Annotated in this window: 27 protein-coding genes; 12 read left to right on the top strand and 15 right to left on the bottom strand. The window is 70.5% G+C overall.

Annotated elements, in window-relative coordinates; all coding sequences use genetic code 11:
• Positions 1–95: 95 nt before the first annotated feature.
• Positions 96–1,397 (bottom strand): MFS transporter, encoded by a 1,302-nt coding sequence (locus ACZ60M_RS16235; protein ID WP_465418804.1) that lies wholly within the window; start codon positions 1,395–1,397, stop codon positions 96–98.
• Positions 1,398–1,890: 493 nt separating this feature from the next.
• On the opposite strand from ACZ60M_RS16235, the gene bioA reads away from it, so the two are divergent.
• From bioA to bioD, 3 genes are read left to right on the top strand one after another with little or no spacing between them, the layout of a single operon-like run.
• Entirely contained in the window at positions 1,891–3,213 is a 1,323-nt protein-coding gene (gene bioA, locus ACZ60M_RS16240) for an adenosylmethionine--8-amino-7-oxononanoate transaminase (RefSeq protein ID WP_465418806.1), read from the top strand.
• On the top strand, positions 3,210–4,334 hold the full coding sequence (locus ACZ60M_RS16245; protein ID WP_465418807.1) for an aminotransferase class I/II-fold pyridoxal phosphate-dependent enzyme: 1,125 nt from the start codon (positions 3,210–3,212) through the stop codon (positions 4,332–4,334). Before bioA ends, ACZ60M_RS16245 begins: the two co-directional genes overlap by 4 nt.
• A 17-nt stretch (positions 4,335–4,351) precedes the next feature.
• The gene (gene bioD, locus ACZ60M_RS16250; protein WP_465418914.1) at positions 4,352–5,005 is read left to right on the top strand and encodes a dethiobiotin synthase; all 654 of its coding nucleotides are present in this window, start codon (positions 4,352–4,354) and stop codon (positions 5,003–5,005) included.
• A 140-nt stretch (positions 5,006–5,145) separates the two neighbouring features.
• Here bioD and ACZ60M_RS16255 read toward each other — a convergent pair whose 3' ends face one another.
• Complete coding sequence (locus ACZ60M_RS16255) at positions 5,146–5,631, bottom strand: NUDIX domain-containing protein (protein ID WP_465418809.1); 486 nt, start codon at positions 5,629–5,631, stop codon at positions 5,146–5,148.
• 52 nt (positions 5,632–5,683) lie between these two features.
• Positions 5,684–6,808, bottom strand: a complete 1,125-nt coding sequence (locus ACZ60M_RS16260) for a cytochrome P450 (RefSeq protein ID WP_465418811.1) — start codon at positions 6,806–6,808, stop codon at positions 5,684–5,686.
• A gap of 153 nt (positions 6,809–6,961) precedes the next feature.
• On the opposite strand from ACZ60M_RS16260, the gene ACZ60M_RS16265 reads away from it, so the two are divergent.
• Positions 6,962–8,311 (top strand): flavin-containing monooxygenase, encoded by a 1,350-nt coding sequence (locus ACZ60M_RS16265; protein ID WP_465418813.1) that lies wholly within the window; start codon positions 6,962–6,964, stop codon positions 8,309–8,311.
• On the top strand, positions 8,308–8,940 hold the full coding sequence (locus ACZ60M_RS16270) for an alpha/beta fold hydrolase (protein WP_465418815.1): 633 nt from the start codon (positions 8,308–8,310) through the stop codon (positions 8,938–8,940). The genes ACZ60M_RS16265 and ACZ60M_RS16270 overlap by 4 nt, the downstream gene beginning before the upstream one ends.
• Positions 8,941–9,059: 119 nt before the next feature.
• Here ACZ60M_RS16270 and ACZ60M_RS16275 read toward each other — a convergent pair whose 3' ends face one another.
• Positions 9,060–9,569 carry a hypothetical protein gene (locus ACZ60M_RS16275; RefSeq protein WP_465418817.1) on the bottom strand — a complete coding sequence of 170 codons (510 nt, stop codon included), beginning with the start codon at positions 9,567–9,569 and terminating at the stop codon, positions 9,060–9,062.
• The gene (locus ACZ60M_RS16280) at positions 9,562–10,332 is read right to left on the bottom strand and encodes an alpha/beta hydrolase (protein WP_465418818.1); all 771 of its coding nucleotides are present in this window, start codon (positions 10,330–10,332) and stop codon (positions 9,562–9,564) included. Before ACZ60M_RS16280 ends, ACZ60M_RS16275 begins: the two co-directional genes overlap by 8 nt.
• A gap of 223 nt (positions 10,333–10,555) precedes the next feature.
• On the opposite strand from ACZ60M_RS16280, the gene ACZ60M_RS16285 reads away from it, so the two are divergent.
• Positions 10,556–11,236, top strand: a complete 681-nt coding sequence (locus ACZ60M_RS16285) for a lysophospholipid acyltransferase family protein (protein ID WP_465418820.1) — start codon at positions 10,556–10,558, stop codon at positions 11,234–11,236.
• Here the strand turns inward: ACZ60M_RS16285 and ACZ60M_RS16290 are convergent, their stop codons facing one another.
• On the bottom strand, positions 11,237–11,926 hold the full coding sequence (locus ACZ60M_RS16290) for a Crp/Fnr family transcriptional regulator (RefSeq protein WP_198667126.1): 690 nt from the start codon (positions 11,924–11,926) through the stop codon (positions 11,237–11,239).
• Between the two features lie 328 nt (positions 11,927–12,254).
• Here ACZ60M_RS16290 and ACZ60M_RS16295 point away from each other — a divergent pair, with 328 nt between their 5' ends.
• Positions 12,255–12,809 (top strand): polyadenylate-specific 3'-exoribonuclease AS, encoded by a 555-nt coding sequence (locus tag ACZ60M_RS16295; RefSeq protein ID WP_465418822.1) that lies wholly within the window; start codon positions 12,255–12,257, stop codon positions 12,807–12,809.
• A gap of 108 nt (positions 12,810–12,917) precedes the next feature.
• A complete protein-coding gene (locus ACZ60M_RS16300) occupies positions 12,918–13,943 on the top strand; it encodes a 6-phosphofructokinase (RefSeq protein ID WP_465418824.1) in 1,026 nt (341 codons plus the stop codon).
• A 78-nt stretch (positions 13,944–14,021) separates the two neighbouring features.
• On the opposite strand, the gene ACZ60M_RS16305 is transcribed toward ACZ60M_RS16300, so the two are convergent.
• A complete protein-coding gene (locus ACZ60M_RS16305; RefSeq protein ID WP_465418826.1) occupies positions 14,022–14,228 on the bottom strand; it encodes a hypothetical protein in 207 nt (68 codons plus the stop codon).
• A gap of 117 nt (positions 14,229–14,345) precedes the next feature.
• Entirely contained in the window at positions 14,346–14,744 is a 399-nt protein-coding gene (locus ACZ60M_RS16310; protein ID WP_465418828.1) for a hypothetical protein, read from the bottom strand.
• Positions 14,745–14,964: 220 nt separating this feature from the next.
• Between ACZ60M_RS16310 and ACZ60M_RS16315 the strand changes: the two genes are divergently transcribed.
• Complete coding sequence (locus ACZ60M_RS16315; protein WP_465418830.1) at positions 14,965–15,717, top strand: hypothetical protein; 753 nt, start codon at positions 14,965–14,967, stop codon at positions 15,715–15,717.
• Between the two features lie 52 nt (positions 15,718–15,769).
• Here ACZ60M_RS16315 and ACZ60M_RS16320 read toward each other — a convergent pair whose 3' ends face one another.
• Both ACZ60M_RS16320 and ACZ60M_RS16325 read right to left on the bottom strand, forming a co-directional pair.
• Positions 15,770–16,618 carry a bifunctional 5,10-methylenetetrahydrofolate dehydrogenase/5,10-methenyltetrahydrofolate cyclohydrolase gene (locus tag ACZ60M_RS16320; protein ID WP_465418832.1) on the bottom strand — a complete coding sequence of 283 codons (849 nt, stop codon included), beginning with the start codon at positions 16,616–16,618 and terminating at the stop codon, positions 15,770–15,772.
• Positions 16,615–17,238 carry a cyclodeaminase/cyclohydrolase family protein gene (locus tag ACZ60M_RS16325; RefSeq protein WP_465418834.1) on the bottom strand — a complete coding sequence of 208 codons (624 nt, stop codon included), beginning with the start codon at positions 17,236–17,238 and terminating at the stop codon, positions 16,615–16,617. Before ACZ60M_RS16325 ends, ACZ60M_RS16320 begins: the two co-directional genes overlap by 4 nt.
• A 168-nt stretch (positions 17,239–17,406) precedes the next feature.
• On the opposite strand from ACZ60M_RS16325, the gene ACZ60M_RS16330 reads away from it, so the two are divergent.
• Entirely contained in the window at positions 17,407–18,789 is a 1,383-nt protein-coding gene (locus ACZ60M_RS16330; RefSeq protein ID WP_465418836.1) for a class II 3-deoxy-7-phosphoheptulonate synthase, read from the top strand.
• Between the two features lie 22 nt (positions 18,790–18,811).
• Positions 18,812–19,843: an LLM class flavin-dependent oxidoreductase gene (locus tag ACZ60M_RS16335; protein WP_465418838.1), complete on the top strand. Its 1,032-nt coding sequence runs from the start codon at positions 18,812–18,814 to the stop codon at positions 19,841–19,843.
• Here the strand turns inward: ACZ60M_RS16335 and ACZ60M_RS16340 are convergent.
• The 5 genes from ACZ60M_RS16340 to ACZ60M_RS16360 all read right to left on the bottom strand — a co-directional run bounded on the left by ACZ60M_RS16340 (position 19,791) and on the right by ACZ60M_RS16360 (position 23,077).
• Positions 19,791–20,288: a hypothetical protein gene (locus ACZ60M_RS16340; RefSeq protein WP_465418840.1), complete on the bottom strand. Its 498-nt coding sequence runs from the start codon at positions 20,286–20,288 to the stop codon at positions 19,791–19,793. The two genes, ACZ60M_RS16335 and ACZ60M_RS16340, sit on opposite strands and share 53 nt — an antisense overlap.
• 109 nt (positions 20,289–20,397) lie before the next feature.
• Entirely contained in the window at positions 20,398–20,964 is a 567-nt protein-coding gene (locus tag ACZ60M_RS16345; RefSeq protein WP_465418842.1) for a hypothetical protein, read from the bottom strand.
• Positions 20,961–21,470 (bottom strand): hypothetical protein, encoded by a 510-nt coding sequence (locus ACZ60M_RS16350; protein ID WP_465418844.1) that lies wholly within the window; start codon positions 21,468–21,470, stop codon positions 20,961–20,963. Before ACZ60M_RS16350 ends, ACZ60M_RS16345 begins: the two co-directional genes overlap by 4 nt.
• Positions 21,471–21,685: 215 nt before the next feature.
• Entirely contained in the window at positions 21,686–22,579 is an 894-nt protein-coding gene (locus ACZ60M_RS16355; protein ID WP_465418846.1) for a TIGR01777 family oxidoreductase, read from the bottom strand.
• A 9-nt stretch (positions 22,580–22,588) separates the two neighbouring features.
• On the bottom strand, positions 22,589–23,077 hold the full coding sequence (locus ACZ60M_RS16360) for an RrF2 family transcriptional regulator (RefSeq protein ID WP_465418848.1): 489 nt from the start codon (positions 23,075–23,077) through the stop codon (positions 22,589–22,591).
• 132 nt (positions 23,078–23,209) lie between these two features.
• Between ACZ60M_RS16360 and ACZ60M_RS16365 the strand changes: the two genes are divergently transcribed.
• On the top strand, positions 23,210–23,689 hold the full coding sequence (locus ACZ60M_RS16365; RefSeq protein WP_465418850.1) for a cupin domain-containing protein: 480 nt from the start codon (positions 23,210–23,212) through the stop codon (positions 23,687–23,689).
• Positions 23,690–23,699 lie beyond the last annotated feature (10 nt).

The following is a 23,699-nucleotide window of genomic DNA, read 5'->3' on the forward strand; positions in this document are numbered from 1 at the left end:
CTGTTGCTTCCCGGCCCGGTTGGCTCCGCCCTTTCGGGGACGCCGAGACGAGCCTAGCTCTCGGCGCGGGGGAGCGGCGGCAGGCTCCGCGGGGATCAGGCGGCGGCGGGCGGCGGCGCGGCCGCGGCCTTGGCGGCCTCGATCTCCTCGCGTGTAGGCCAGTTACGGGTGACCAGGTACTGGATCAGGAAGCCGACGAGTCCCCAGGCGCCCACGACGTACGGCAGGGACGCCCCGAACTCGACGATGAGGCCGATCCCGGCGATGGCGATGCCCTGGCACAGCTGCAGCCCGGAGTTGGCGGCGGCGACGACGCGGCCCCGCCAGCCGTCGGGGATGCACTGGGCGAGGGTCGCGTTCATCGGGGCCATGATCATGTTGGCGACGCCCGCGCCGACCGCGATGAGGAGCACCCCGGCGAGCGGCGGGTCGAGGAACGCGGCCGTCAGGACTACGGGTCCGATGAACGCGAGCGGCCGGATGAGCTTGTCGCGCACCGAGGGCCGCACGAACCGGGTGAACAGGAGGGTCGCGGCGACCGCTCCGGCGGCGTCGACGGCCATGATGAGGCCCTGCGTCGTCGAGCTCCCGTCGAGGTGCGCCGACCACAGGACCGCGACGCCCTCGGGGACGGCGGTGAGCGCGAACAGGCCCCAGATGCCGAAGGACACGGTGCGCAGGACCTTGTTGTCGCGCAGCATCCGCAGGCCGTCGGCGGTCTCGGTGAGGACGTGGCGGCGCTCTTCGCGCTTGTTGACCGAGGGCCGGTGCCGCACGAGCAGGGAGATCGCGATCGCGCTGACCACGAACAGCGCGGCGTTGACCGCCAGCGCGGTGTACGGGTCGATCGCGGCGAGGAGGCCGCCCGCGAGGTAGCCGAGGATCTGGGCGGTGGCGGCGGCGCTGAAGGTGAGCGCGATGGCGACGGAGAGGGCGTCGCCGGTGAGGATCTGCGCGAGGGTCGCGACGCGGGCCGCGTTGTAGGCGGGCGTCACCGAGGCGACGGCGAAGACGATCGCGATCATGGCCGGGACGGGGAGGCCGGGGATGAGGAGCAGCGCGATGAGGGCGGCGCGCAGGACGTCGCACACGATCATGACGTTGCGGTAGGAATATCTGTCCACAATGGCCCCGAGGACCTGGGCGATGCCCAGGTAGGGCGCGAAGCTGATCGCGAACGAGGCGGCGGCGAGCGCGGAGGATTCAGTCTGCTGCCAGACGAGGAAGGTGACGGCGACGCGGTTGAGCATCGCGCCGGCGTTGGAGAGGCAGAAGGCGAGGAGGAACCCGGCGGCTTCGCGGTCGCCGAAGACCTGGGAGAAGGACGGCCTGCGGTCGGATTCGGACGCGTCGTCGGCGGGTCCGGCCGGGGCCGTCGGGGGGTTCTGGTTCGACACAGGGCCTTCCTCGTTCTCGGCTCCGCGAGCGTCGGCCTCGGGCGCCGGTCTGCACCGTTGCAGCCGTCCGCCACGGGTCGGTCTGCGGCGCCGCCGGCGTCGGACAACGGTAGGGGCCGTTTCGGCGCAGGGAATCGCCGAGGATGTTCCGATACCTGAAGGGCGGTAAGTGACAATCCTCCGCGATTGCCGCAAGTGTCACTAGTCTGCCCCTGGCGCATGTGGTTGTCAAGCGTCCCACTGTGTTCAAAGTGTAAAAACCCGGACGGAGCCGGAGGGTCCGTTATGACCGCCCAAAACTACGCCTGCAGCCTCAAGAGGGCGGCGGCGGCCTCGGTTCGATAACGGTGGAGTCAAGGCGGTCGCACAACAGCGCCAACTTACGGCGCGCAAGCTTCGCCGAGGCTGATACGGCCGCGCGCCCGTGTCCGACCTACTTGACCGGGCGGTATCCTCCAACCAGTTTTGTAGGAACCTTCTAAGGAGACGCGCGATGACCGCCAGCGCCGAATGGATCGCCCGCGACGCCGCCGCCGTCTGGCACCCCTTCACGCAGCACGCCACCTGGACCGGCGACCGCCCCGTCGTCGTCGACCGCGCCGAAGGGCCCTGGCTCTGGGACGTCGACGGCCGCCGCTACCTCGACGGCGTCTCCTCACTGTGGACCACCACCCTCGGCCACGGCCACCCCGGCATCAACGCCGCCATCACCGCGCAGCTCGCCAAGCTCGACCACTCCACGTTCCTCGGGACCACCCACACTCCCGGCATCGAGCTCTCCGAGGCCCTGGTCGCCTTGGCCCCCAAGTCGGACGGGCCGCCGCTGACCAGGGTCTTCTACGCCGGGGACGGCTCCTCCGCGGTCGAGGCCGCGCTCAAGATCGCCTACCAGTACTCGACCCAGACCGGCCGTGCCCGGCCGAAGTTCGTGCGCCTCGACCACGCCTACCACGGCGACACGCTCGGCGCGGTCGCCGTCGGCGGGCACGACCTCTTCCACGAGGCCTACAAGCCGCTCCTGCTCGACACGATCGGCGTCAGCTCGCCCGGCGACCGCGCCCTCGGCGAGGACCGGAACGCTATCGCCATCGCGAACCTGCGCGCGGTCATGGAGGCCTCGGGCGGCCAGGTCTGCGCGATCATCCTGGAACCGATGATCCAAGGCGCGGCCGGCATGCTCGACTACGACGCCGAGTTCCTCCGCGCCGCAAGGACACTCGCCGACACCCACGGCGCGCTCCTCATCTTCGACGAGGTCGCCACGGGCTTCGGCCGCACCGGGAAGATGTGGGCCGCCGAGCACGCGGGCGTCGTCCCCGACCTGCTCACCTGCGGCAAGGGCATCACCGGCGGGTACCTGCCGCTCTCGGCGGTGCTCGCCGCCGAGCACGTCTACGAGGCCTTCCTGACCCGGCCCGGCGACACGTCGCCGCGCACGTTCTTCCACGGCCACACCTACACCGCGAACCCGCTGTGCTGCGCCGCCGCGCTCGCGAACCTGCGCGTCATGGGGGAGCAGGACGTGATCGGCCAGGCCGCGCGGCTCGGCGACCGGCTCGCGAAACTCCTCGAACCGGTGGGAGCCAAGGACAGCGTGGTCGAGATCCGCCAGCTGGGGACGATGATCGGCGTCGAAGTCGCCCCCGCCCGCGAGCGGACGGGCTTCGCGGTCTGCCAGGCCGCGCGCGAACGCGGCGTGTGGCTGCGGCCCCTCGGCGACACCGTGGTGCTCATGCCGCCGCTGACCCTCGGCGAGGACGAGACCGACCTGCTCGTGAGCGCACTCGCGGAGGCGATCGACGAGGTGACCGCGTGACCGGCGCGGCCCCCTTGTGGGACCGGCTGGCGCGCAAGGCGGAACTCCGCTCGAAAGCCGGACTGACCCGCACCGTCCGGACCCGGACAGCCGCGATCGACCTCGCCGGGAACGACTACCTCGGACTCTCCCGCCACCCCGCCGTCCTGACCGCCGCCGCCGCCGCACTCGCCGAACACGGGCTCGGCGCGAGCGGCTCGCGCCTCGTGCGCGGCACCACCGGCATCCACGAGTCCTTCGAAGCCAACTTCGCCCGGCACACCGGGACCGAGACCGCCGTCCTGTACTCCTCGGGGTACATGGCCAACCTCGGCGCCGTGGCCGCGCTGGCAGGGCCGGTCCTGCTCGACGCACACGCCCACGCCTCCCTCCACGACGCCGCCCGCCTCGCGGGCGGCCGCGCGGACACCTTCGCGCACAACGACCTCGACGACCTCGAACGCCAGCTGCGGGAGCTGCGGCCCTCGCTGGTCGCGGTCGAATCGGTCTACTCGGTCCTCGGCGACGCCGCGCCGCTGCGCGAACTCCACGCCCTCACGAGCGCTTACGGCGCGCTGCTGCTGGTCGACGAGGCCCACGGGATCGGCACGGTCGGCCCGCACGGCACGGGCGGCGTCGCCGCCGCCGGGCTCGCGGGCGACCCCGGGATCGTCATCACCGCGACGCTGTCAAAGGCGCTCGGTGCGGCGGGCGGCGTGGTCGCCGGGCCCGCCGCACTGCGCCGCCACCTTCACGACACGGGCCGCACCTTCATCTTCGACACCGCGCCGCCGCCTGCGGTGATCGCAGGAGCGGGTGCGGCGCTGGCGATCGCACGTGAATCCGACAGTGCCCGAACCGAACTCGCCCGCCGGGCTGCCAATGCGGCGGAGCTCCTCGGCGTCCCGGCCCCGGCCGCCGGGGTCCTGTCGCCGGTCGCCGGTGACGCCAAGGCGGCAACCGGCTGGGCCGAGCGGTGCGCCGCAGAAGGAGTCGCGGTCGGCTGCTTCCGCCCGCCTTCCACACCGGACCACCGATCACGCCTGCGGGTCACGATCAACACGGGAGTCGACGCCGCCGATTTCGACCGCGCCCTCGCCGTCATCGAAGCGACCCGCCCGGCGGATAGGTTGGAACAGTGATCGCCTTCGAAGGACCGGTGCTCGTCACCGGCACCGATACCGGGGTCGGGAAGACCGTCGCCACCGCCGCGCTCGCCGCGTATCTCATGCGGGAGGGCCGCAGCGTCGAGGTCGTCAAGATCGCCCAGACCGGCGACGATGACGACGCCGCCGAGGTCACCCGCCTCTCCGGCGCACCGGCCCGCGCGCTCGCCTCCTACCCCGACCCGTTGGCGCCCTTCGCCGCCGCGCGCCGCAGCGGCCTGCCGCTCCTCGACCTCCACGAAGTCACCGACCAGGTCCGCGAAGCGAAGTCCGAGGTGGTCCTCCTCGAGGGCGCGGGCGGCCTGCTCGTCCAGCTCGGCGCGGGCGGCTGGACCGCGCGCGACCTCGCCGTGGAGCTCGGCTGCCCGGCCGTCGTCGTCGCCCGCGCGGGCCTGGGCACCCTCAACCACACGGCGCTCACCCTCGAAGCCCTGGAACGGCGCGGCATCGACACGTCCGTCCTCATCGGATCATGGCCGCTCGAACCGGGCCTCGCCGAGTACGAGAACCTGCACGACCTCCCCGGCCGCCGCCTCGGCTGGATACCCGCGGGCGCCGCCGGACTCGCCCCGGAAGTGTTCCGCCTCAGCGCTTCCGAATGGTTCGACCTCAGCGGCGACCTCCGCCGCTTCAGTCAGGGCGGCTAGCGCTTCGGCCGCGAATCGTCACAGGCCCGGCGTTCGCCCCCACCGGTGTTGACACGGCGCAGTACATTGTCAGCGAACCGGCCCAATAGGTGCCGAATCAGCGCGATGCGGGCGCCCCTACCCCCGGCGCCCGCATCGCGCTATCCGCGCCCGAGGGCCGCGACCGGGAACGCGGACTCGAACCGCGCCACCGCGAGCGGCAGGAACCGGTCCATGCCGAACCCGATCGCCGCTGCGCCCACCGGCCGGAACTCGCACCGCATCCGCAGGCCGTCGTCCTCGTCGTGGCTGAGCACCGTGTGGTCCCACGCGTCCCGCGCCTCGCCGGTCCGCAGCCAGCTGTAGCTCGTCACCTGGTGCCCGTGCTCGTACATCGGGCCGCGGAACAGCAGGTTCCCCAGGACCTCCCCGAACACCGGCTCCGCGACCCCGGTCTCCTCCCGCACCTCGCGCACCGCCGCCTCGCCGATCGTCTCGTCCGCCAGCGCCCCGCCCCCGGGGATCTGCACGCCCGCCTCCGGGCTGTCGCGGTGCAGGATCACCAGCACCTCGGCCTCGGAACGTTCGGGCAGCCGCCGCAGGACATACGAGGCGGCACGTTGACGGAAGTCCAGGAATTCACGCATCCCGCCAGCCTGGCAAGCGCCTGCACCGCACCGCAACGCAATTACGGCCCGCTCAGTCCCGGAACTGCACCACCAGCGGGCTCGGCATCCGGAACGACAGATTCGGGTCGCTCACCGGCGCCGCCACGACCCGGCAGCGGGGGAGCAGCGGCGCCAGCTCGGCCACCACGACCTCGGCCTCCATGCGCGACAGCTGACTCCCCAGGCACCGGTGCGCACCGGCCCCGAACGCCAGGTGCCGCCGCGAGCCCCGCTGGCCCGGCACCATGCGCATCGGGCACTCGGCGACGCCCTCGTCCAGGCCCGCGGCCCCCAGCCACACCAGCACGGACTCGCCCGCCCGGACCGCGAACCCGTCGAGTTCCGTGTCCTGCTTCGCGACCCGCCGCCACGACGTGATCGGCGGCAGCAGCCGCAGCCCTTCCTCGACGATCAATGCGGGCGCCGCGTCCAGCAGCTCCGGCTCTTCGACGAGCCGGTGCAGCAGCAGCGTCAGGAACTGCGACGTCGTCTCCTGGCCCGCCACGAGCAGGAAGAACAGTGCGGCCGTCGCCGCGTCCTCCCCGTACTCCTCGAGCAATGCCCTTGTCGCCCCAGTGGATTCGGCGGTCCAGCCCCGCAGCCTCGCATGGAACGGCCCGACCAGCGCCGCCAGCTCGCGCTGGCGCTCGGCCGGAGGCTCGCCCCAGAACAGCTCCAGCGCCGCCCGGCTGAACAGTTTCACCTCTGCGGTCGCCTCGACCTCCAGGCCGAGCAGCCGCGCCAGCGCCGCCAACGGGATCTCCGACGAGACCGCCGCGTCCATGTCGACCGCCTCGCCCGCCCGCAGCCGCCACGCGACCCCGGCGGCGGTCCGCCGGGCCAGGCCGGTGAGCCACGGGCGCAGCGCCTCGACGTTCGCGGGCGCGAAGACCTCGCCGAACGCGGCGCGGATGGTCTCGTGCGAGTCCGTGTCGTTGTTGGCGAGCGTCGCGGGCAGCCGGAACCGGTGCCGCGTCAGCTCCCGCAGGGCGTCGGTGGGGATCGGGGTGACCGCGTCGAGCGCGTTCGCCGCCGAGAACCGCTCCCGGTCGGCCAGGACCTGCCGGGCGAGACGGTGCGAAGACACCACGACCTGCCCGTCGCGGCGCAGGACCGGGGCGTCGGGGCGGGGATGTTTCCACAGCTCGAAGAGCACGCGCGCAGCCTACCTCCCCCGAAAGTACGAGTCCCGTTCACGGTAATCTGCTCTCAGTCTTTCGGCGTCCCGCACCGCGACCCGCCCCCCGGCGGCCGCCCGCGCGGCCGCCGTCCGGCACCTGACTGAATGCCCACCGAAGGAGACCGTCCCTTGCAGGAGTACTCCTCCCAAGCCGCCTACGACCGCGGCGAGGCCGTCTGCGTCATCGGCGCCGGAGCGTCCGGCCTCATCGCCGTCAAGAACCTCCGCGAGAACGGCTTCGAAGTGGACTGCTACGAGCGCGACACCGTGCTCGGCGGCCTGTGGAACCCCCAGAACCAGCACAGCCCCCTCTACCCCAACACCCACCTCGTCACCTCCCGGTCCCAGACCGAGATCCCCGACTTCCCGATGCCCGACGACTGGCCCGACTACCCGTCCGCCGCGCAGATGCTCGAGTACCTGACCTCGTACGCGAAGCACTTCGGCCTCTCCGAGCACATCTGGTACGGCTCCGAGATCTCCCACCTCGAACCGGTCGAGGGCGCCCGCTTCGAGGTCGTCGTCAAGCCCGCCGCCGGAAGCGCCGCGCGCCGCCTGCGCTACGGCGCGGTCATCATCGCGACCGGCCACCACTGGGCCCCGAACCTGCCCTCCTACCCGGGCCTGGACGACTTCCGCGGCACCGTCCTGCACTCCTCGCAGCTCAAGGACCCGTCCCGCCTGCGCGGCAAGCACGTCCTCGTCGTCGGCGGCGGCAACTCCGGGACCGACATCGCCTGCGAGGCCGCCGTGAACGCCGCCAGCTGCGTCCACTCCGTGCGCGGTGGCGCCTGGCACCTGCCCAAATACCTTGGCGGCGAACCCTCCGACTACGCGCTCGCCCGCCTCGCCTCCCGCCCGAAGCTCCTGCGCCGCTTCCTCACCGAACGGGTCCTCAAGGGCCCCAAGCGGCTCGCCGAGCGCATGGGCATCGAGACGCCCGGCCGCGGCCCCGGCGGCGAGGAGCCCGTGCGCAACGGCCGCTACCTCGAGCACGTCGGCGACGGCTCCATCAAGCGCCGCGGCGAGGTCGCCCGCTTCGACGGGTTCGACGTCGCGTTCGCCGACGGCACCGAGATCCGCCCCGACCTCGTCGTCCTCGCCACCGGCTACCAGCCGAAGATCGCCTGCGTCGCACCGGAACTCCTCGGCGGCACCCGCGAGGAGCCCGCCCCGAGGCTGCACGCCCGCATGTTCTCCCCGAAGTCCCAGACCCTCGCGGTCGCCGGGCTCGTCGAACCCGGCGTCGGCCTCCTCCCGATCGTCCACTGGCAGACCCACGCGATCGCGCGCTGGCTCCAGGTCCGCAAGAGCGACCCCGAGCGCGCTGTGAACTTCAACCACCAGGTCTACGCCGAGTCCACGCACGACCCCGCGACCGGCGACTCCTCGCGCCGCCGCCTCGTCGTGGACGCCGAGGAGTACCTGGCCAGCCTGGGCCGCATCATCGACACCCTCGAACAGGAGCCCGCCAAATGAGCCTCACCGCCTGGGTCCGGCGCGCCCGCACCCCCGAGCCGGTCCCGGTCCGGCGCGAGATCGCCGTCTTCGAGCCCGCCGACCTCTTCGACATCGAGATCAAGGACAACCCGGAGACGAACCCGGTGCTGTGCTGCACCGGCGACCCGGCCGGGGCGGCGGCGTTCAACGCGCTGTGGCTCAAGCGGATCGCGGCGTCGGGCCGGTACGCGGCGGCCGTGAGCGTGCGCGGCCAGGGCGGCACGCCCGCCGCAGACGGCGGCCCGGAGGCCCGCGCCCACGACGTCGTGCAGGCCGCGGTCACCGTCCCCCGCCAGACCGTCCTCATCGGACACGGCGAGGGCGCGGCCTGGGCCGCGCTCGCCGCCGGACGCTACCCGGCGGCCGGCCTGGTCCTCGTCTCCCCGCAGCGGGTCCCCAAGCAGCTGCCGAAACCGGTGGGCGAACCGCCGGTCCTGCTCGTCGTGAGCGAATCGGAGACGCAGTCGAAGGAGGCCCAGGCGGTCGCCGACGAGTACGGCATCACCCCGCTGACCTTCGCGGGCGCACCCGGCGACGTCTTCAAAGGCGCCGCAGCCGAAGCACTCCTCGACACGGTCCTGTCCTGGCTCGACTCCCAGAAGCGGTGAGACCCGGCGGGGCGCACGCCGAAAGCCTTACTGCGGGCTGGGTTTGGTTCCCCGGTTCTCCACGGTAGCGAGGCGAAGCTGAAGCCAAGCTGAAGCCGGACCGCTCAGACGACGGCGCCTTAAACCACGGCGCCGTCGTCGGTGTCGTCCGGCTCCTTGTCCGGGCGCAGGCGGCTGATGAGCAGCCACACACCGATCAGGAACCCCACGAACCCGACCAGCCGCCCCGGGTTCGTCCCCAGCGGCGCGATGCCCGGATTCACCAGCAGCGCGATACCGCCGATGACGAGCAGCAGCCCGCCGATCGCAGGCAGGCTCGGCCACGGCACCGGAGGCGGCTCCGGCGGCTCGTAGTCGTCCTCGTCGTCCTCCGGCAGCTCCGCGTCCCACAAGTCCAGCAGCGTCGGCTCGTCCTTGTCCGAGGACACCGGCGGCGTCATCGGCACGACCTCCGTAGGATGCTCCTCCGCGTCGAGCCCCTTCACCAGCCCCGAACCGCCGTCCCCCAAGCCCTTGATGAGCTCGTTGAACCGCCGGTCGACGTCCTCGGGCCGCAGCTCCGGCTTCCCGCCGTCCTGCTCGCCGCTGTCGGCCTCGCCGTTGCCGTCCTGCCCGCTGCGGTCAGTCATGGACACCCCGCGCCTTGACCAGCTGCCGGTTCATGAACTCGGCACTCCCGGAGAAGATCGTCTCGGCGTCGTAGTCGAGCGTCGCCACATGGAAGCTCCGCGGCAGCACCGTCGACTCGACATCCTTGGAACGCACACCCGCGCGGATCACCGCGCTGTTGCGCGGACTCACCACGTGGTCCTCAGCGCTCGTGAAGATCCGCAGCGGCACCGTCACCCGCGCCAGCTCCGGCCGCGTCACCGCCCACAACCGCCGCAGCGACGCATACGCCGCCACCGGCGTCCGCGACGTCGTCTTCTCCCGTACATCAGGCTTGTTCAGATCCGAGCCGATCGACGACACGCTCGGCATCACATACCGCAGCAGCGGCGCCAGGAAACCCTGCGGCTTGTCGTCGAAGATCGCCGGATTCACCAGCACCAGGCCCGACAGGTCACCGCCGCGCTGCTCCGCCAGCCGCAGACACAGCGACCCGCCCATCGACAGGCCGCCAGCGAACACCGGCCGACCCAGCGCCAGCGCCTCGTCCAGCGCCTCCTCCAGCCGCCCGTACCACTGCTGCCACGTCGCCTTCGCCAGCACCTGCCACGTCTCGCCGTGGCCCGGCAGCAGCGGCGCGACCACGTTGAAACCCGCTTCACGCAGGTGATCGCCCCACGGGCGCATGCTCGCCGGATCGGAAGTGAAACCGTGGCACAGCACCATCGTGGCCTTGGCGTCGGCACCGAGGTCGAACGTGAACTCCTCGGAATCGTTCGTCACGTCGCCTCCCGGGTCGATGAATGACGTAGCGCGGGATCGCCTGGGCTCCTTCACGGCCCGCCGGTCGAACCGGCGGCCGGGCGGTCCCGTTTCGCGCCGCTTGCCCATTCTCGCACGCCCCCGCCGCCCGATGCCACCGCGCGGGACGCCCCCGCCGCACCGATCCGCGCCCCGCGCGCGTTCACCGTCCGACGGATTGACCGGTACCGATACGCTTGAGCGCGTGATCTACTGGGTGCTGAAGGCGACGCTGGGCTCGCTGCTGTGGGTCGTCTACCGACCCCAGGTCGAAGGGCTCGAACACGTGCCCGAGGACGGCCCGGCCATCCTGGCCTCCAACCACCTCGCCGTCACCGACTCCTTCTTCATGCCCCTCGTGATCAAACGCCGGGTCACGTTCATCGCGAAAGAGGAGTACTTCACCGGCACCGGCTTCAAAGGCTGGTTCGTCCGCACCTTCATGAACGCCGTCGGCGCCATCCCCGTCGACCGCGCCGGAGGCGACGCCGCCACGGCTTCCCTCGACACCGGCAAACGCGTCCTCTCCGAAGGCCGCCTCTTCGGCATCTACCCCGAAGGGACCCGCTCGCCCGACGGCCGCCTCTACCGCGGCAAGACCGGCGTCGCCCGCCTCGCCCTCCAGACCGGCTCCCCGGTCGTCCCCGTCGCCATGCTCAACACCGGCGAACTCCAGCCCATCGGGAAGCGCATCCCCCGCATCGGCCGCGTCAAGATCCGGTTCGGGCCCTCGCTCGACTTCAACCGCTACCGCGACCTCGTCGGCGACCGCTTCATCGAACGCGCCGTTACCGACGAGGTCATGGACGCCCTCAGGGCACTCTCAGGCCAGGACTACGTCGACGAGTACGCCGCGAAGTTCAAGGACAAAGGCAACAAGCCCTAGCTACTCGGGTCCCCCGAAGCCCGCCCGCCGCCTCAGCGCAGGCAGATCCACCACGACGATCTTGCGGCCCTCCGTACGGAGCCAGCCCCGGTTCGCGAAGATCCCGATCGCCTGGTTCACGCTCTGGCGCGAACCGCCGGCCATCTCCGCCAGCTGCGTCTGGTTCAACTCGATCGTCGTCATAGGCGACGAATGCTGCTCCGCGAGCCGCACCAGCGTCTTCGCCACCCGCCCCGGCAGGTCCAGGAACACGTGGTCCGAGGACTGCTCCGTCAAACGCCGCACGATCATGCCCATCGACCGCAGCACCGCGTCCAGCATCTTCGGGTTCCCGTGCACCAGCTCCAGGAACGACGACCGCGCCAGAGCGAGCGCCGACGTGTCCTCCAGGGCCTCCGCGCTGGCCGACCGGGGCGATCCGTCCAGGAGGGAGACCTCGCCGAGCACTTCGGGCGCGCGGGCGACGTGGAGCATCGCGCGCTCGCCCGTGGCGGCCGTGCGGAAGACGCTCACCGCCCCCGACCGGATCATGATGAGTGACTCGCCCGGCTCGCCTTCGAAGAACAGGAGGTGCCCACGCCGGTAGTGGCGCTGTACCGCCACCCCCGCGATCTGCCGCCGTGCCTGCGGGTCGAGGCCGGCGAACATGGCGACGCCTGCAAGCGGGTCTTCAGATGGGCTGACACCCATAGTTCTCCCCCTTCGGTGGGTCCCGGGTCCGCGGGTTCCCTCCGATGATCGCTGTCTTTTCCGTCGTTGTACAGAGCCCGGTGTCGGAAACTTCACGCTCCGTTGGGTCGTGTGTCCAGACGGCGCACTTGTCGCTCGGCCGAGTGTTCGATCAAGTCTACGTGCTTTCACATCGATTGTCCGGTATAGCTTCGCCCGCGTGCGGAGCGCGAGGTCAGATTCCGGTTGCCCGATCGTATGGCGTAGCGTCGACTCCAGTCCGGCGACATACGGGCGGAGGCCAAGAACGGCCGAAAAGACCGCTCGTGATCATACGAAAGGCCGATGCGTGGCGTACCGATACTTCTACGACTGCGAGTTCATCGAGGACGGTCGCACGATCGACCTGGTCTCGATCGCCGTCGTCGACGAACAGGGACGCGAGTACTACGCCGTGTCGACCGAGTTCGACCCGTCCCGCGCGATCGACTGGGTCCGCCGCAACGTCCTCGACAAGCTCCCGCCCCCGGCGAGCTCGCTGTGGAAGAGCCGCGCCACGATCCGCGACGAGCTCTACGAGTTCCTGGTCTCGCCCGTGCGGAAGAAGACCGGCTCGCACCCGGGCGAGCGGGTCGAGCTGTGGGCCTGGATCGGCGCGTACGACCACGTCGTGTTCGCCCAGCTGTGGGGGACCATGCCGGAGCTGCCGCGGGCGCTGCCGCGCATGACGAAGGACCTGCGCCAGCGCTGGGAGGACCTCGGCCGCCCCGAGCTGCCGACCACGCCCGACGCCGACATGCACGACGCGCTCACCGACGCCAGGCTCAACCTCGACCGCTGGAAGGCCCTCGAGGCGTTCCGCGGCGAGCGCGCCGCGTACGGCCCGGTCGATTCCCACCGCTAGCCGCCTCGCCGAACCCCTGGTCGGCGCCCCCGGCCCCCGATATAGGGTGGGACTGTTTCGGCAATGGGGCCGCCCAGTTAACAGTCCTGACTCCAGGGAGTAAGACACATGCGCATTGGCGTGCTCACCGGCGGCGGTGACTGCCCCGGTCTCAACGCGGTCATCCGTGCCGCGGTCCGCAAGGGCAGCAAGGAATACGGCCACGAGTTCGTGGGCTTCCGCTACGGCTGGCGTGGCCCCATCGAGGGCATCACCCAGCCCCTGGACTGGGACTCGGTCGAGAACATCCTCGACCAGGGCGGCACGATCCTCCACTCCTCGCGCACCAACCCCTACAAGATCGAGGGCGGCGTCGAGGCCATCAAGAAGAACATGGCGGCGCTGGGCGTGGACGCGCTCATCGCGATCGGCGGCGAGGACACCCTCGGCGTCGCGACGAAGCTGACCGCCGACGGCGTCAACTGCGTCGGCGTCCCGAAGACGATCGACAACGACCTCTCGGGCACCGACTACACGTTCGGCTTCGACACCGCGGTGAACATCGCGACCGAGGCCATCGACCGCCTGTGGACGACCGCCGACTCGCACGACCGCTGCATCGTCGTCGAGATCATGGGCCGCCACGCGGGCTGGATGACGCTGCACGCGGGCATCGCCGGCGGCGCGAACGTCACCCTCATCCCCGAGGTCGCGTTCGACATCGAGAAGGTCGCGAACTTCGTCAAGGAGCGCAAGGAGGCCGGCAAGGCCACCATCGTCGCCGTCTCCGAGGGCGCGCACGCCCAGGAGGGCATGGTCCTCAAGGACGGCGAGGTCGACGCGTTCGGCCACGTCAAGCTCGGCGGCGTCGGCGACTGGGTCGCGGCGCAGATCAAGGAGAAGGCGGAGATCGAGACCCGCGCGATCATCCTCGGTCACCTGCAGCGCGGCGGCACCCCGACCGCGTTCGACCGCGTGCTCGCGACCCGCCTCGGCCTCGAGGCCGCCGCGGCCGTGAACGAGGGCGACTTCGGCAAGATGATGGCGCTCCAGGGCACCAACGTCGTGCGCATCCCGATCAACGAAGGCACCGACGTGCTCAAGACCGTCCCGGTCGAGCGGTACGCCGACGCCGAGGTCTTCTTCGGCGTCTAGCCGGACCGGCCATAAAGCACTGTCAGAGCGCAACCACGGGCACGCCCGGTCGTTAGACCAGGTGTGCCCGTGGCTTCTCTAGAGGAAATCGGCGAGATCCCGCATCTCGCCGATTTCACGTATCACAAGACCCTGCCGGACATCGACTTCGAGTCGACTCCTGTGCCGGGCCTGGACGCCGAGTTCTATCGGCGTCCGATCGGCGACCGGACGCTCAGCGTCGGCGTGTACCGCTTCGGCGGGGCCGAGACGCACCGGGCCTGGGGCTGGGTCGGCGAGGCGCACTGCTCCTGGCACGCCTACCGGAACCCCGCGACAGGCGGGTTCGACGGCCCCTTCCAGGGCTGCCCCGTGTTCCGGCTCCTGCGCGAGCACGGCCGCCTCCGCGGCTTCGAGCTCGGCTCAGGCGCTCTCGCCCGCAGCTTCCTCCTGCAGCAGCGCGGCGCGAGCCCGCTCCTGGCGGGTCACCCTGCGGGTGTAGACGATCGCGGCCGCCGTGACGGCGAGGCCGAGGAACAGGCCGCTGCCCGCGAACAGTGCCGAGGCGGTCTTTGAGAAGCCCAGGACCGCGACCGGCAGCTGCACGAAGGCGATCAGGCCGACCAGCAGCCACTTGCTGCGTCCCTTGCCCCAGAGCAGCGCGGTCCAGATCGGAGCGACCACGATGGCGAGGACCGCGATGTCGAGTGCCCAGTGCACCACCGGGTTCTGGACCCTGTCGTGCTGGAACGCCATCGCGGGGGCCGAGACCGAGACGATCATGGCGGCGACGGTCGCCACGAATGCGAGACGACGTGTCATGCGCAACCTCCTCTGCGTGGGAAGCCTTAACGCTACGTCCGGTAGTCGCGCATGTCTGTCGGGTATCCGCCACTTGGGGTTATTTTCCGAGGCCACGGGGGCGTGGTCGATGGCGTGGGCGAGGACGGTCCGGAACGGGGCGCGCCGGGGCGCGACATGGGGGAGGACGGCCTTGCCGCGCCGCCATACAGTGCTCGTGAATCGACAGTGGGAGGAACCTGTGGTGGGTCAGGTCGGCCAGAGCGGCAACGGCTTCGGTGCCGTGCTCGAGACCGGGACCGGGCTCGACCCGGTCGCCGAACGCGAGGCCCGCGCGGCGCTCGCGGGCTGGCAGCAGTTCGCCCGCAAGTACCGGCTCGCGTTCCGCGCCGAACTCCAGGCCGAGGACCTGGGCGGCGAGACCGCCGAGGTCCTGGATGCCCTTGGGCGCCTGGGGTTCCCGGTCGCGCGCGTGCGCGGGTGGACGCACGGGGTGTGGGGCGAGCGGCCGGGCTACGGGTTCAGCGCGCTCGACGCGACCGCCGCGGGCTCGATCTACCAGTTGCGGTGCCAGGCCGTGCGGCTGCGGCGGACCGGGCCGGACGTGGTGCAGCACCGCCTCCTCGACGGCGACGCCGCGATGGCCGCGAACTGGCATCCGCGCCGCGCGCGGTACACGACCGTGGTGCTGCCCGACCTGCCGCGCCCGCAGCCGCGCCAGCGCGGCCGCATCGGGCGGTTCACCGCCGACGCGCTCGACCGGTTCTTCAGGCCGGTGCCCCGGCAGCTCCACACGGACGATCCGGTCTACGCGGGGGCGGTGGCGGCGGCCGCCGAGCTCGCGGGCCTCGACCTGTTCCGCTGGTCGTGGGCCGCGAAGGACGGCTGGCTCGTGACCTGGAAGAGCGACGGGACCGGCGCCGACACGCACCAGCAGCGCGCCCGCTTCATGGACTTCCTCCCGGCCCTGGCGGCATGCCTCGACCGCATATGAAACGGGCCGACCGCCCTGCGGGCGATCGGCCTCGGTTCGATTCGTCTTGCGCTTAGCCGTGGGTCTTCGTCAGTTCTGCCGCGACCACGGTGTGGCGCAGCAGGAGTGCGGTCGTCACGGGGCCGACGCCGCCCGGGACCGGCGTGAGCCGCCCGGCGATCGGGGCGACCGCGTCGTAGTCGGCGTCGCCGACCAGGCCGCCGTCCTCGGTCGGGTTGGTGCCCACGTCGATCACGGTAGCGCCGGGCTTCACGAAGTCCGCGTTGATCATCCCGGCCCGGCCCACGGCCGCGACCAGGATGTCCGCCTCGCGGCAGACCGCCGCCAGGTCCTTGGTGCGGGAGTGGCACACGGTCACCGTGGCCGACTCGTTGAGCAGCAGCAGCGCCGCAGGCTTGCCGACCACAGTGGAGCGTCCCACGACGACCGCTTTCGCGCCTTCGAGGACCAGGTCCTCGCGCTTGAGCAGCTCCAGCACCGCCGCGGCCGTCGCCGGCGCGAACGTCCGCAGCCCGGCGGCCAAGCGGCCCAGGCTCTCCGAGTTCGCGCCGTCCACGTCCTTGAACGGGCTGATGTACCCGCCGACCTGCGAAAGCGTGACGCCCTCGGGCAGCGGGGTCTGGCAGATCACGCCGTGGACCGAGGCGTCCGCGGACAGCTCCTGGAGCTTCGCGACGATCTCGTCCTTACCCGGGTCCTTCAGGTGCTCGACCCTGCAGTCGATGCCCTCCTTCTCCGCGGCCTTGCGGATGGAGCGCACGTACCAGGCCGTGCCCTCGTCGTCCGTTGGCACCACGACCGCCAGGGTCGGCACGATGCCCTCCCCGCGCAGCCGCGCCGCGTCCGCGGCCACTTCCGCGCGGATGGCCGAGGCGACCGCGCGCCCGTCGATATCGCTCATGCCCGAATCCTCTTCGCCACGATCTGCATGATCGCCTCTGCCTGCACCTTCGCCTGGAGCGCCTCGTTGAGCGTGCTCGCGAGCCGCTCCCGCTCCGCCGGGTCCTTGATCGCGACCACGTTGATGTCGACGTTCAGCGCCGCCGACTCCAGGGCCGACTTCGCCGCCGAAGCCGCCACGGCCACATCGGAGAGCACGTTCGGGTTCGACCCGTCCAGCACCCGGCCCGACAGCTTGATCACCTCGGCCGACACCCGCGCGACCGCGAGCGGCACCGCCGCGGCCGCGACCAGGCCCGCCTGGATCGCCGCGGTCCGCGCCGCCTTCTCCTCGTCGGAAGCCTTCGGCAGCTTGTAGGCCGCGATCACACCCGAGAACGCCTCCGCGTCGTCCTCCGCGAGCTGCAGCGCCTCCAAACGCAGCCGCTCCGCGTCGGCCAGGGCCTCCCGCATCACCGCGTCATGCTCGGCGAACTTCGGATTGCCGATGGTCAGGTTGCACACCATGGAAACCAGGGCAGCAGCCGTGGCCGCGCTCATTCCCGCCGCCGCGCCGCCGCCGGGCGCCGGAAGCTCCGAGGCGAGGTCGGTCAGCCAGTCTTCAATAGTCGTCTTGCGCACCCGGCCAGCCTAGACGCGGCACTAAAGGTGGGATGTCTGCGCTCGTCCCGGTGTGTCGCGCCGCCCGCCCCGCGCCTGCGCCTCCCGCTCCGCGCCTGTGACGGTTCACCCCTTGAGACACGCAAATCATCGTGGTGGCCCCGCGCCGCCGCCACGTACCATTACCGCGTGAACCGCCAATGGCATGACCTGCGAAACCCTGGCCTCGTCCCCGTCGTCGCCGACGCGGAGGAAGCCGAGCGCTATCAGCTCGACGCCTGGCGGAACCTGCCCCGCGAGCAGGTTCCCCCGTGGGACGACTACGCCGAGGTCGAAGAGGTGACCGGCGTGCTCGCCGCCGTCCCGCCGATCGTCGCCCCCTACGAGGTCGACCACCTGCGCGAACGCCTCGCCGAAGTCTGCGAAGGCCGCGCTTTCCTCATGCAGGGCGGCGACTGCGCCGAGACGTTCATCGACAACACCGAGCACCACGTGCTCGCCAACATGCGCACCCTCCTGCAGATGGCCGTCGTCCTCACCTACGGCGCCTCGCTCCCGGTCGTCAAGGTCGGCCGCGTCGCAGGCCAGTACTCCAAGCCGCGCTCGGCCGCGACCGACTCGCTCGGCCTGCCCGTCTACCGCGGCGACATGTTCAACTCGCTCGAGGCGACCGAAGAGGCCCGCGTCTGCGACCCGCAGCGGATGATCCGCGCCTACGCGAACTCCGCCGCCACCATGAACATGCTCCGCGCCTACCTGCGCGGCGGCCTCGCCGACCTCATGGCCGTCCACGACTGGAACAAGGACTTCGTCCGCACCTCCCCGGCAGGCGAGCGCTACGAGGCCATCGGCCGCGAGATCGACCGCGCCGTGCGCTTCATGGCCGCCTGCGGCGTCGAGGACGAGAACCTCCACACCGCCGAGGTCTTCGCGTCCCACGAGATGCTCGCCATCGAGTACGACCGGGCCCTCACCCGCATCTACAACGGCAAGGCGTACGCCCTCTCCGGCCACATGCTGTGGAACGGCGAGCGCACCCGCCAGCTGAACGGCGCCCACATCGACTTCCTCTCGCGCGTCGCCAACCCGGTCGGCTGCAAGATCGGCCCGACCGCCACGCCCGAGGGCGTCGTCGAGATGTGCCAGAAGCTCAACCCGGAGAACATCCCCGGGAAGCTCGTCGTCGTCACCCGCATGGGCCACAAGAACGTCCGCACCGCCCTCCCCCCGATCATCGAGAAGGTCCAGGCCGCCGGGTGCAAGGTCGTATGGCAGTGCGACCCCATGCACGGCAACACCTACGAGTCCGCCTCCGGGTACAAGACCCGCGCGTTCGACCAGGTCGTCGACGAGGTCCTCGGCTTCTTTGAGGTCCACCGCCAGACCGGCACCCACCCCGGCGGCATCCACATCGAGCTCACCGGCGAGGACGTCACCGAATGCGTCGGCGGCGCCCAGGAGATCCGCGACGACCAGCTCTCCGACCGCTACGAGACCGCCTGCGACCCGCGCCTGAACACGCAGCAGTCGCTCGAACTCGCCTTCCTCGTCGCGGAGATGTTGCGCCACTAAAGAAAAGCCATAGAGTGAGCGGATGAGCGCTCACGATCTCTTCCTCCTCGGCGGAGTGTTCCCCGGCATCGCGCCGGCGGCGGCACTCCGCCGAGTCGTCTCCTATGCGCAGCAAGCGGAAACGGCCGGACTCGACGGCGTGTGGACCGCCGAGCACCACTTCATCGAGTACGGCGCCAGCCCCTCCGCGACCCTCATGGCCGCCCACCTCCTCGCCGCCACCGAACGAATCCAGATCGGCACCGCCGTCGCCGTCCTCTCCAACCGCCACCCCGTGGCCCTCGGGGAGGAGACCGCCACCCTGGACGCCCTCGCCCCCGGCCGCTTCCGCCTCGGCGTCGGCCGCGGCGGCCCCTGGATCGACCTCGACGTGTTCGGCTCCGGCCTCGACCGCTACGAACGCGGCTTCGAGGAAGGCCTGACGCTCCTGACGCGCTGGCTCTCCGGCGACGCCGAAGTCGCCCACACCGGCGAGTTCTTCGACGTCCTGCCCGTGCGCGTCATGCCCCCCGGCACCGGACGGCCCGTCTGGGTCGCCGCCACCGGCGAAGGCACCGCCCGCCTCGCCGGCCGCCTCGGCCTACCGCTCCTGCTCGGCATGCACGCCCCCGACGAGGACCACGTCGCGCTCCTCGCCGCCTGGCGGCGGGAGACTGAGACCGCCGGGTTCGATCCCGAAGCGGCCGAACACGTCTCGACGCACCTCGCCCAGGTCGCCGACCGGCCCGCGACGGTCGATGCGCTCCGGTCCTCACTGACCGAGCTGCTCACCAGGGGCGTCGGCCAGTACGTCAGCCTCAAACCCGGGCGCGGCACGCGGGACCACGCCGCCTACGTCGACTGGATGATCGAACGCCACGCCGTCGGCCCCGCCGACCACGTCGCCGAACGCCTGGCGAAGTCCGCCGAGGCCACGGGCGTGCGCAGGCAGCTCCTCATGGTCGAGGGCATCGGCGACCCGGAGGCAGTGGGGGACAACATCGCCGCCCTCGGCGAAGTCCTCAGTAAGGCCGGTACGGCGCTGGCAGAGGACTCTGCGGCGGCAGCCCCCTGAGCGGGTCGCGGCCCTTCTGGCGGAACCACTGGTTCGCCGAACCCGTGAACAGGCAGATGAGGGTCACGAGAGGCATCGCGAGGCTGAGCAGCGTCCAGATCAGCCGCGACCCGTCAGCGGGCGCGCCCGCCTGACTGCTCGCCTCGAAACCCGTGTAGATCCCGACGAAGCCGGTCACGAACGCCAGCAGCATGACCACGATCGTCGTGATTTGCGCCCACCGGCGGCCCGCGCCGATCTTCACCGCGAGGATGCCGAACAGGATCACGAGTGCGATGGTCGCGGCGATGACGACCGTGACCACGGCCGCGAGGTCCTCGAAGCCCTTCGAGACGTCCTCGTCGAACTCGAAGTCGCTGAAGTTCAACGCCTCCGACCAGAACAGCGCAGTAAGACCGCCACCCGCCCCGCAGCAGATCAGAAAGGAGAACTGCAGCCACAGCATCACCTGAGCGGCAGTGACAGTGCCAGGTTTGCGATGCAGCAGTTCGGGGGGCAGGGGAGTAGCGGGCGGCGTATACATGGGCGGTCCTCCGGAGGCGGGTCCGCCCAGTTTAAGCGGACTCATCCATCCGATCCGCCTCGCTGCTGTTGAACCAGCGGCGGCCTTCCGGGCCGTAGACGCACCGCAGAACGATTGCCTGGACGATGAGCGAAGGCGCGGCGGCGATCGCGGCGACCAGTGCGAATTCCAGAGAGAACACTGCCAGTGTCGCAACGGTCACGGCTGTGAAGCTGGCCAACACTGCTGTACCGATGATGATCGTGGTCCTCGCCCGCCGATCCGCCCGGCCGGCCCAGCGGTTGGTGAAGTAGGCGTAAGTGAAGATCGCAGCGAAGCCGACGGCCCACGCCCAGTAAATCGCGATACTGGAATCCTCATGCCAGCCGAATTGATCGATAGGCCATCCGATCGCGATAGCGAGCGGAATCCCGAATGAGCAGTTCCCGCAGAGCATCACCAGCGCGACTTGCCAGCCGGTGAGAATTCGCACCTGGGCAATGACCTTCGGCCAGTCAGGACTGGGCACAGGCCGAACCAGGATCGGCATTTCGGGATCGGCCGTGATCCTCTTCGGCCGGCGGCCGGGGGCTGTTGGATCTTGTGAAGGCATTCTCATTCCCTCTCCTCAGGCGGGGCCGCGACGAGGAAGGTTTCCAGTTCGTCTCGGGGATTCGTGAGCCAGGCTTTCGCCGAGGGGGTCTGCAAGCCGATGACGGTCATCGCCTGCGATGCAAGGGACGGCACGGCGGTGCCGATGGTGTAGCCGATCCACGGAACATCGAAGCCCTCGGCGACCGCGATGTACACACAGAAGGCGATCACCAAGAGCGCGGAGCCGGCCGACAAGGCGGTTGCGGTAGTCGCGGCCCATCGCCGTCGTTCTTCGATGCGGCGGGTGATCCAGACGTTGAAGAGGATCACGTAGGCGAGCGACGGAACGACCACGAGCCAAACGAGGAGCGTGTGCAGGGCTTCGGGCAGCAGGGTGACGATGGCCGCGACCGCATACAACCCGAAGGCAGGGATCCAGGCCGTCGCGGGCGCGATGCCGCAGCAGACGAAGACGAACGGCTGCAGCCAGATGCCGACCTGGGCGGCAGTGACAGCACTCGGTTTCGGCATCCTGGGATCGGTCGCGGGGTCTGGGGCAGGGGGCGTGGGGTTCATTGGGGTCCGTTCGCGAGATTTAATTGAACGTGTTCAAGGTTGAACATGTTCAATTTAGCTCGGCCCGATCCTCGGCTGGAAGAGCGGAGCGCTGTGAGCTGCGCCCGTCTCCTGGCGGGCAAACGGAAACGGCCCCGCGCATGCGCGGGGCCGTTCGGGTGGTGCGGTGGTCAGGGGCGGAGGGCGAAGCGGATGGCTTCGAAGACTGTTTCGTCTTGGTAGTGGAAGTTGTGGGCCTGTAGGGCTCCTGGTTTGATCCTTGCTCCTCGCAGCATTTCTATGGCTGCTTCGCCCGCTACGAGTTTGACCGCCCATCCCGGGATGATCCAGGGGGTCGGACGGTGGAGGGCCGCTCCGAGGGCCCTGGTGAACTCGCGGTTGGTGGCGGGGGTGGGGCCGACCATGTTTACCGGGCCGCGCACGGACTCGTCCTCGATTGCGGTTACGGCCGCGCCCACCCAGTCGCGCAAGGAGATCCACGGCAGGTACTGGCGGCCGTTACCGAAGCGGCCGCCGAGGAAGCACTTCCACACCGGTACGAACCGGTCGAGCAGCACGCTGTCCGGGCCAAGCACGTGGCCGGTGCGGAGCTTGACTACGCGGGCGCCTGCTTCTTCCGCCGGGGCGGTCGCCGACTCCCAGTTCAGGGCGAGGCGTCCGAGGAAGTCCGTCGCCGCAGGAGTTGATTCATCGACCTCGACATCTGCGCGGTCGCCGTACCAGCCCGACGCCGAGGCGTTGACCATTACCGGGACCTTTGCCGCCGCGACCGCTTCGGCGAGCACCTTGGTAGGGATGACGCGGCTCGTCTCGATGCGCTTCTTGTAGGCGGCGTTCCAGCGCTGGCCGCCGACGTTGACGCCGCAGAGGTTGACCACGGCGTCGACGCCGTCGAGGATCTGCGGGTCGAGGGGGCCTTTGTAGGGGTCCCAGAGGATCTCGTTCTCCTCGTCGGGGCGGTGGCGCACGAGCCGCACGAGGTCGTGGCCCTCGCCCACGCTTTCGAGGGCGTCCATCAGGGGCTTGCCGAGGTAGCCGCTCGACCCGGCGATGACGATCCGCATGCTTACAGCCTATGGCCTCGGCTCGCGGTACCAGTCTTGAACCTGGGCGCGGAGGTTCGGGGCCTGCAGTTCGGCGTTCTGCTGGATCGCGGCGAGGGACTGCGCGGCGAGGGCCCGGCGCCATTCGAGTTCGGCGCCGCGCATGGCGGTGTCGATCGCGCAGGGCGCGCGGAAGGCCGAGGGGGGCTCGTCGCCCCAGACGCCGTGCTGGCGGATCTCGGCGCACTGGAACGCCTCGGCGGGGCCCTCGATTGCGGTCAGGACGTCCATGAGGGTGATGTCCTTGAGGCCCTTGGCAAGGCGGAAGCCGCCCTTCTTGCCCGCGGTGGAGGTGAGGATGCCGGCTTTGACGAGCGGTTGGAGCTGCTTGTTGAGGTAGGCGGGCGGCAGGCCGTACCCGGCGGCGAGCCGGGCGGTGGAGACGGGCCCGTCGGTGCCCATCCAGTCCAGGAGCAGGCAGCAGTGCGCGGCCCATTCGACGCCTTCGCTGATCTTCATAACCTCGATCTTAGCTGTCCTGGTTTGAAGGAGGATTCGATGTCCAGGCCCCTGTTGCGATTCCTTATCTGGACGTGTAATATCTAGATATGAGTTCCGGCGAGGGCCGGAACGCCCACTGGAGGAGATCCCATGAGCACCGCACCCGTCGTCGCCCGCGCCGCCACCGCCGAGCGCCTCGCGCACGCCCAGCAGTCCGTCATGACCCTGCTCGCCGACTCCTCGCAGACCGGCGGGGCGCTCTCGGTCCACCGCTCGACCTTCCCCAACGGCGGCGACGGCGCGCCCTCGCACTTCCACACCGGCACCAGCGAATCGCTGTTCGTCATCTCCGGGAAGCTGCAGGTGCTCACCGGCGATGAGGTCATCGTCCTGGAAGCAGGGGACTTCGTGACGATCCCGCCGGGCCTCCCGCACGCTTTCGGCGCCGTCGCCGGGCACGACGCTGACGTGCTCGCCGTCTTCACCCCGGCCGCCGACCGCTTCGACTACTACCGCCTGCTCGAACGCGTCAACCTGGGCGAGGCCGACCCGAAGGAGATCCCGGCTTCGGGGCAGCAGTACGACAACCACTACGTGGCGAGCGAGGCCTGGCAGCTGGCCCGCGCCTAGACGCCGAACG

The organism is Glycomyces sp. NPDC050141 (assembly GCF_055586545.1).

Coding starts and splice junctions, on each gene's coding strand:
- ACZ60M_RS16365 (WP_465418850.1), top strand. CDS start 23,210: ATGAGCACCGCACCCGTCGTCGCCCGCGCCGCCACCGCCGAGCGCCTC.
- ACZ60M_RS16335 (WP_465418838.1), top strand. CDS start 18,812: ATGAGCGCTCACGATCTCTTCCTCCTCGGCGGAGTGTTCCCCGGCATC.
- ACZ60M_RS16355 (WP_465418846.1), bottom strand. CDS start 22,579: ATGCGGATCGTCATCGCCGGGTCGAGCGGCTACCTCGGCAAGCCCCTG.
- ACZ60M_RS16270 (WP_465418815.1), top strand. CDS start 8,308: ATGAGCCTCACCGCCTGGGTCCGGCGCGCCCGCACCCCCGAGCCGGTC.
- ACZ60M_RS16300 (WP_465418824.1), top strand. CDS start 12,918: ATGCGCATTGGCGTGCTCACCGGCGGCGGTGACTGCCCCGGTCTCAAC.
- ACZ60M_RS16350 (WP_465418844.1), bottom strand. CDS start 21,470: ATGCCGAAACCGAGTGCTGTCACTGCCGCCCAGGTCGGCATCTGGCTG.
- ACZ60M_RS16340 (WP_465418840.1), bottom strand. CDS start 20,288: ATGCTGTGGCTGCAGTTCTCCTTTCTGATCTGCTGCGGGGCGGGTGGC.
- ACZ60M_RS16290 (WP_198667126.1), bottom strand. CDS start 11,926: ATGGGTGTCAGCCCATCTGAAGACCCGCTTGCAGGCGTCGCCATGTTC.
- ACZ60M_RS16345 (WP_465418842.1), bottom strand. CDS start 20,964: ATGAGAATGCCTTCACAAGATCCAACAGCCCCCGGCCGCCGGCCGAAG.
- ACZ60M_RS16255 (WP_465418809.1), bottom strand. CDS start 5,631: ATGCGTGAATTCCTGGACTTCCGTCAACGTGCCGCCTCGTATGTCCTG.
- ACZ60M_RS16360 (WP_465418848.1), bottom strand. CDS start 23,077: ATGAAGATCAGCGAAGGCGTCGAATGGGCCGCGCACTGCTGCCTGCTC.
- bioA (WP_465418806.1), top strand. CDS start 1,891: ATGACCGCCAGCGCCGAATGGATCGCCCGCGACGCCGCCGCCGTCTGG.
- ACZ60M_RS16320 (WP_465418832.1), bottom strand. CDS start 16,618: ATGAGCGATATCGACGGGCGCGCGGTCGCCTCGGCCATCCGCGCGGAA.
- ACZ60M_RS16310 (WP_465418828.1), bottom strand. CDS start 14,744: ATGACACGTCGTCTCGCATTCGTGGCGACCGTCGCCGCCATGATCGTC.
- ACZ60M_RS16275 (WP_465418817.1), bottom strand. CDS start 9,569: ATGACTGACCGCAGCGGGCAGGACGGCAACGGCGAGGCCGACAGCGGC.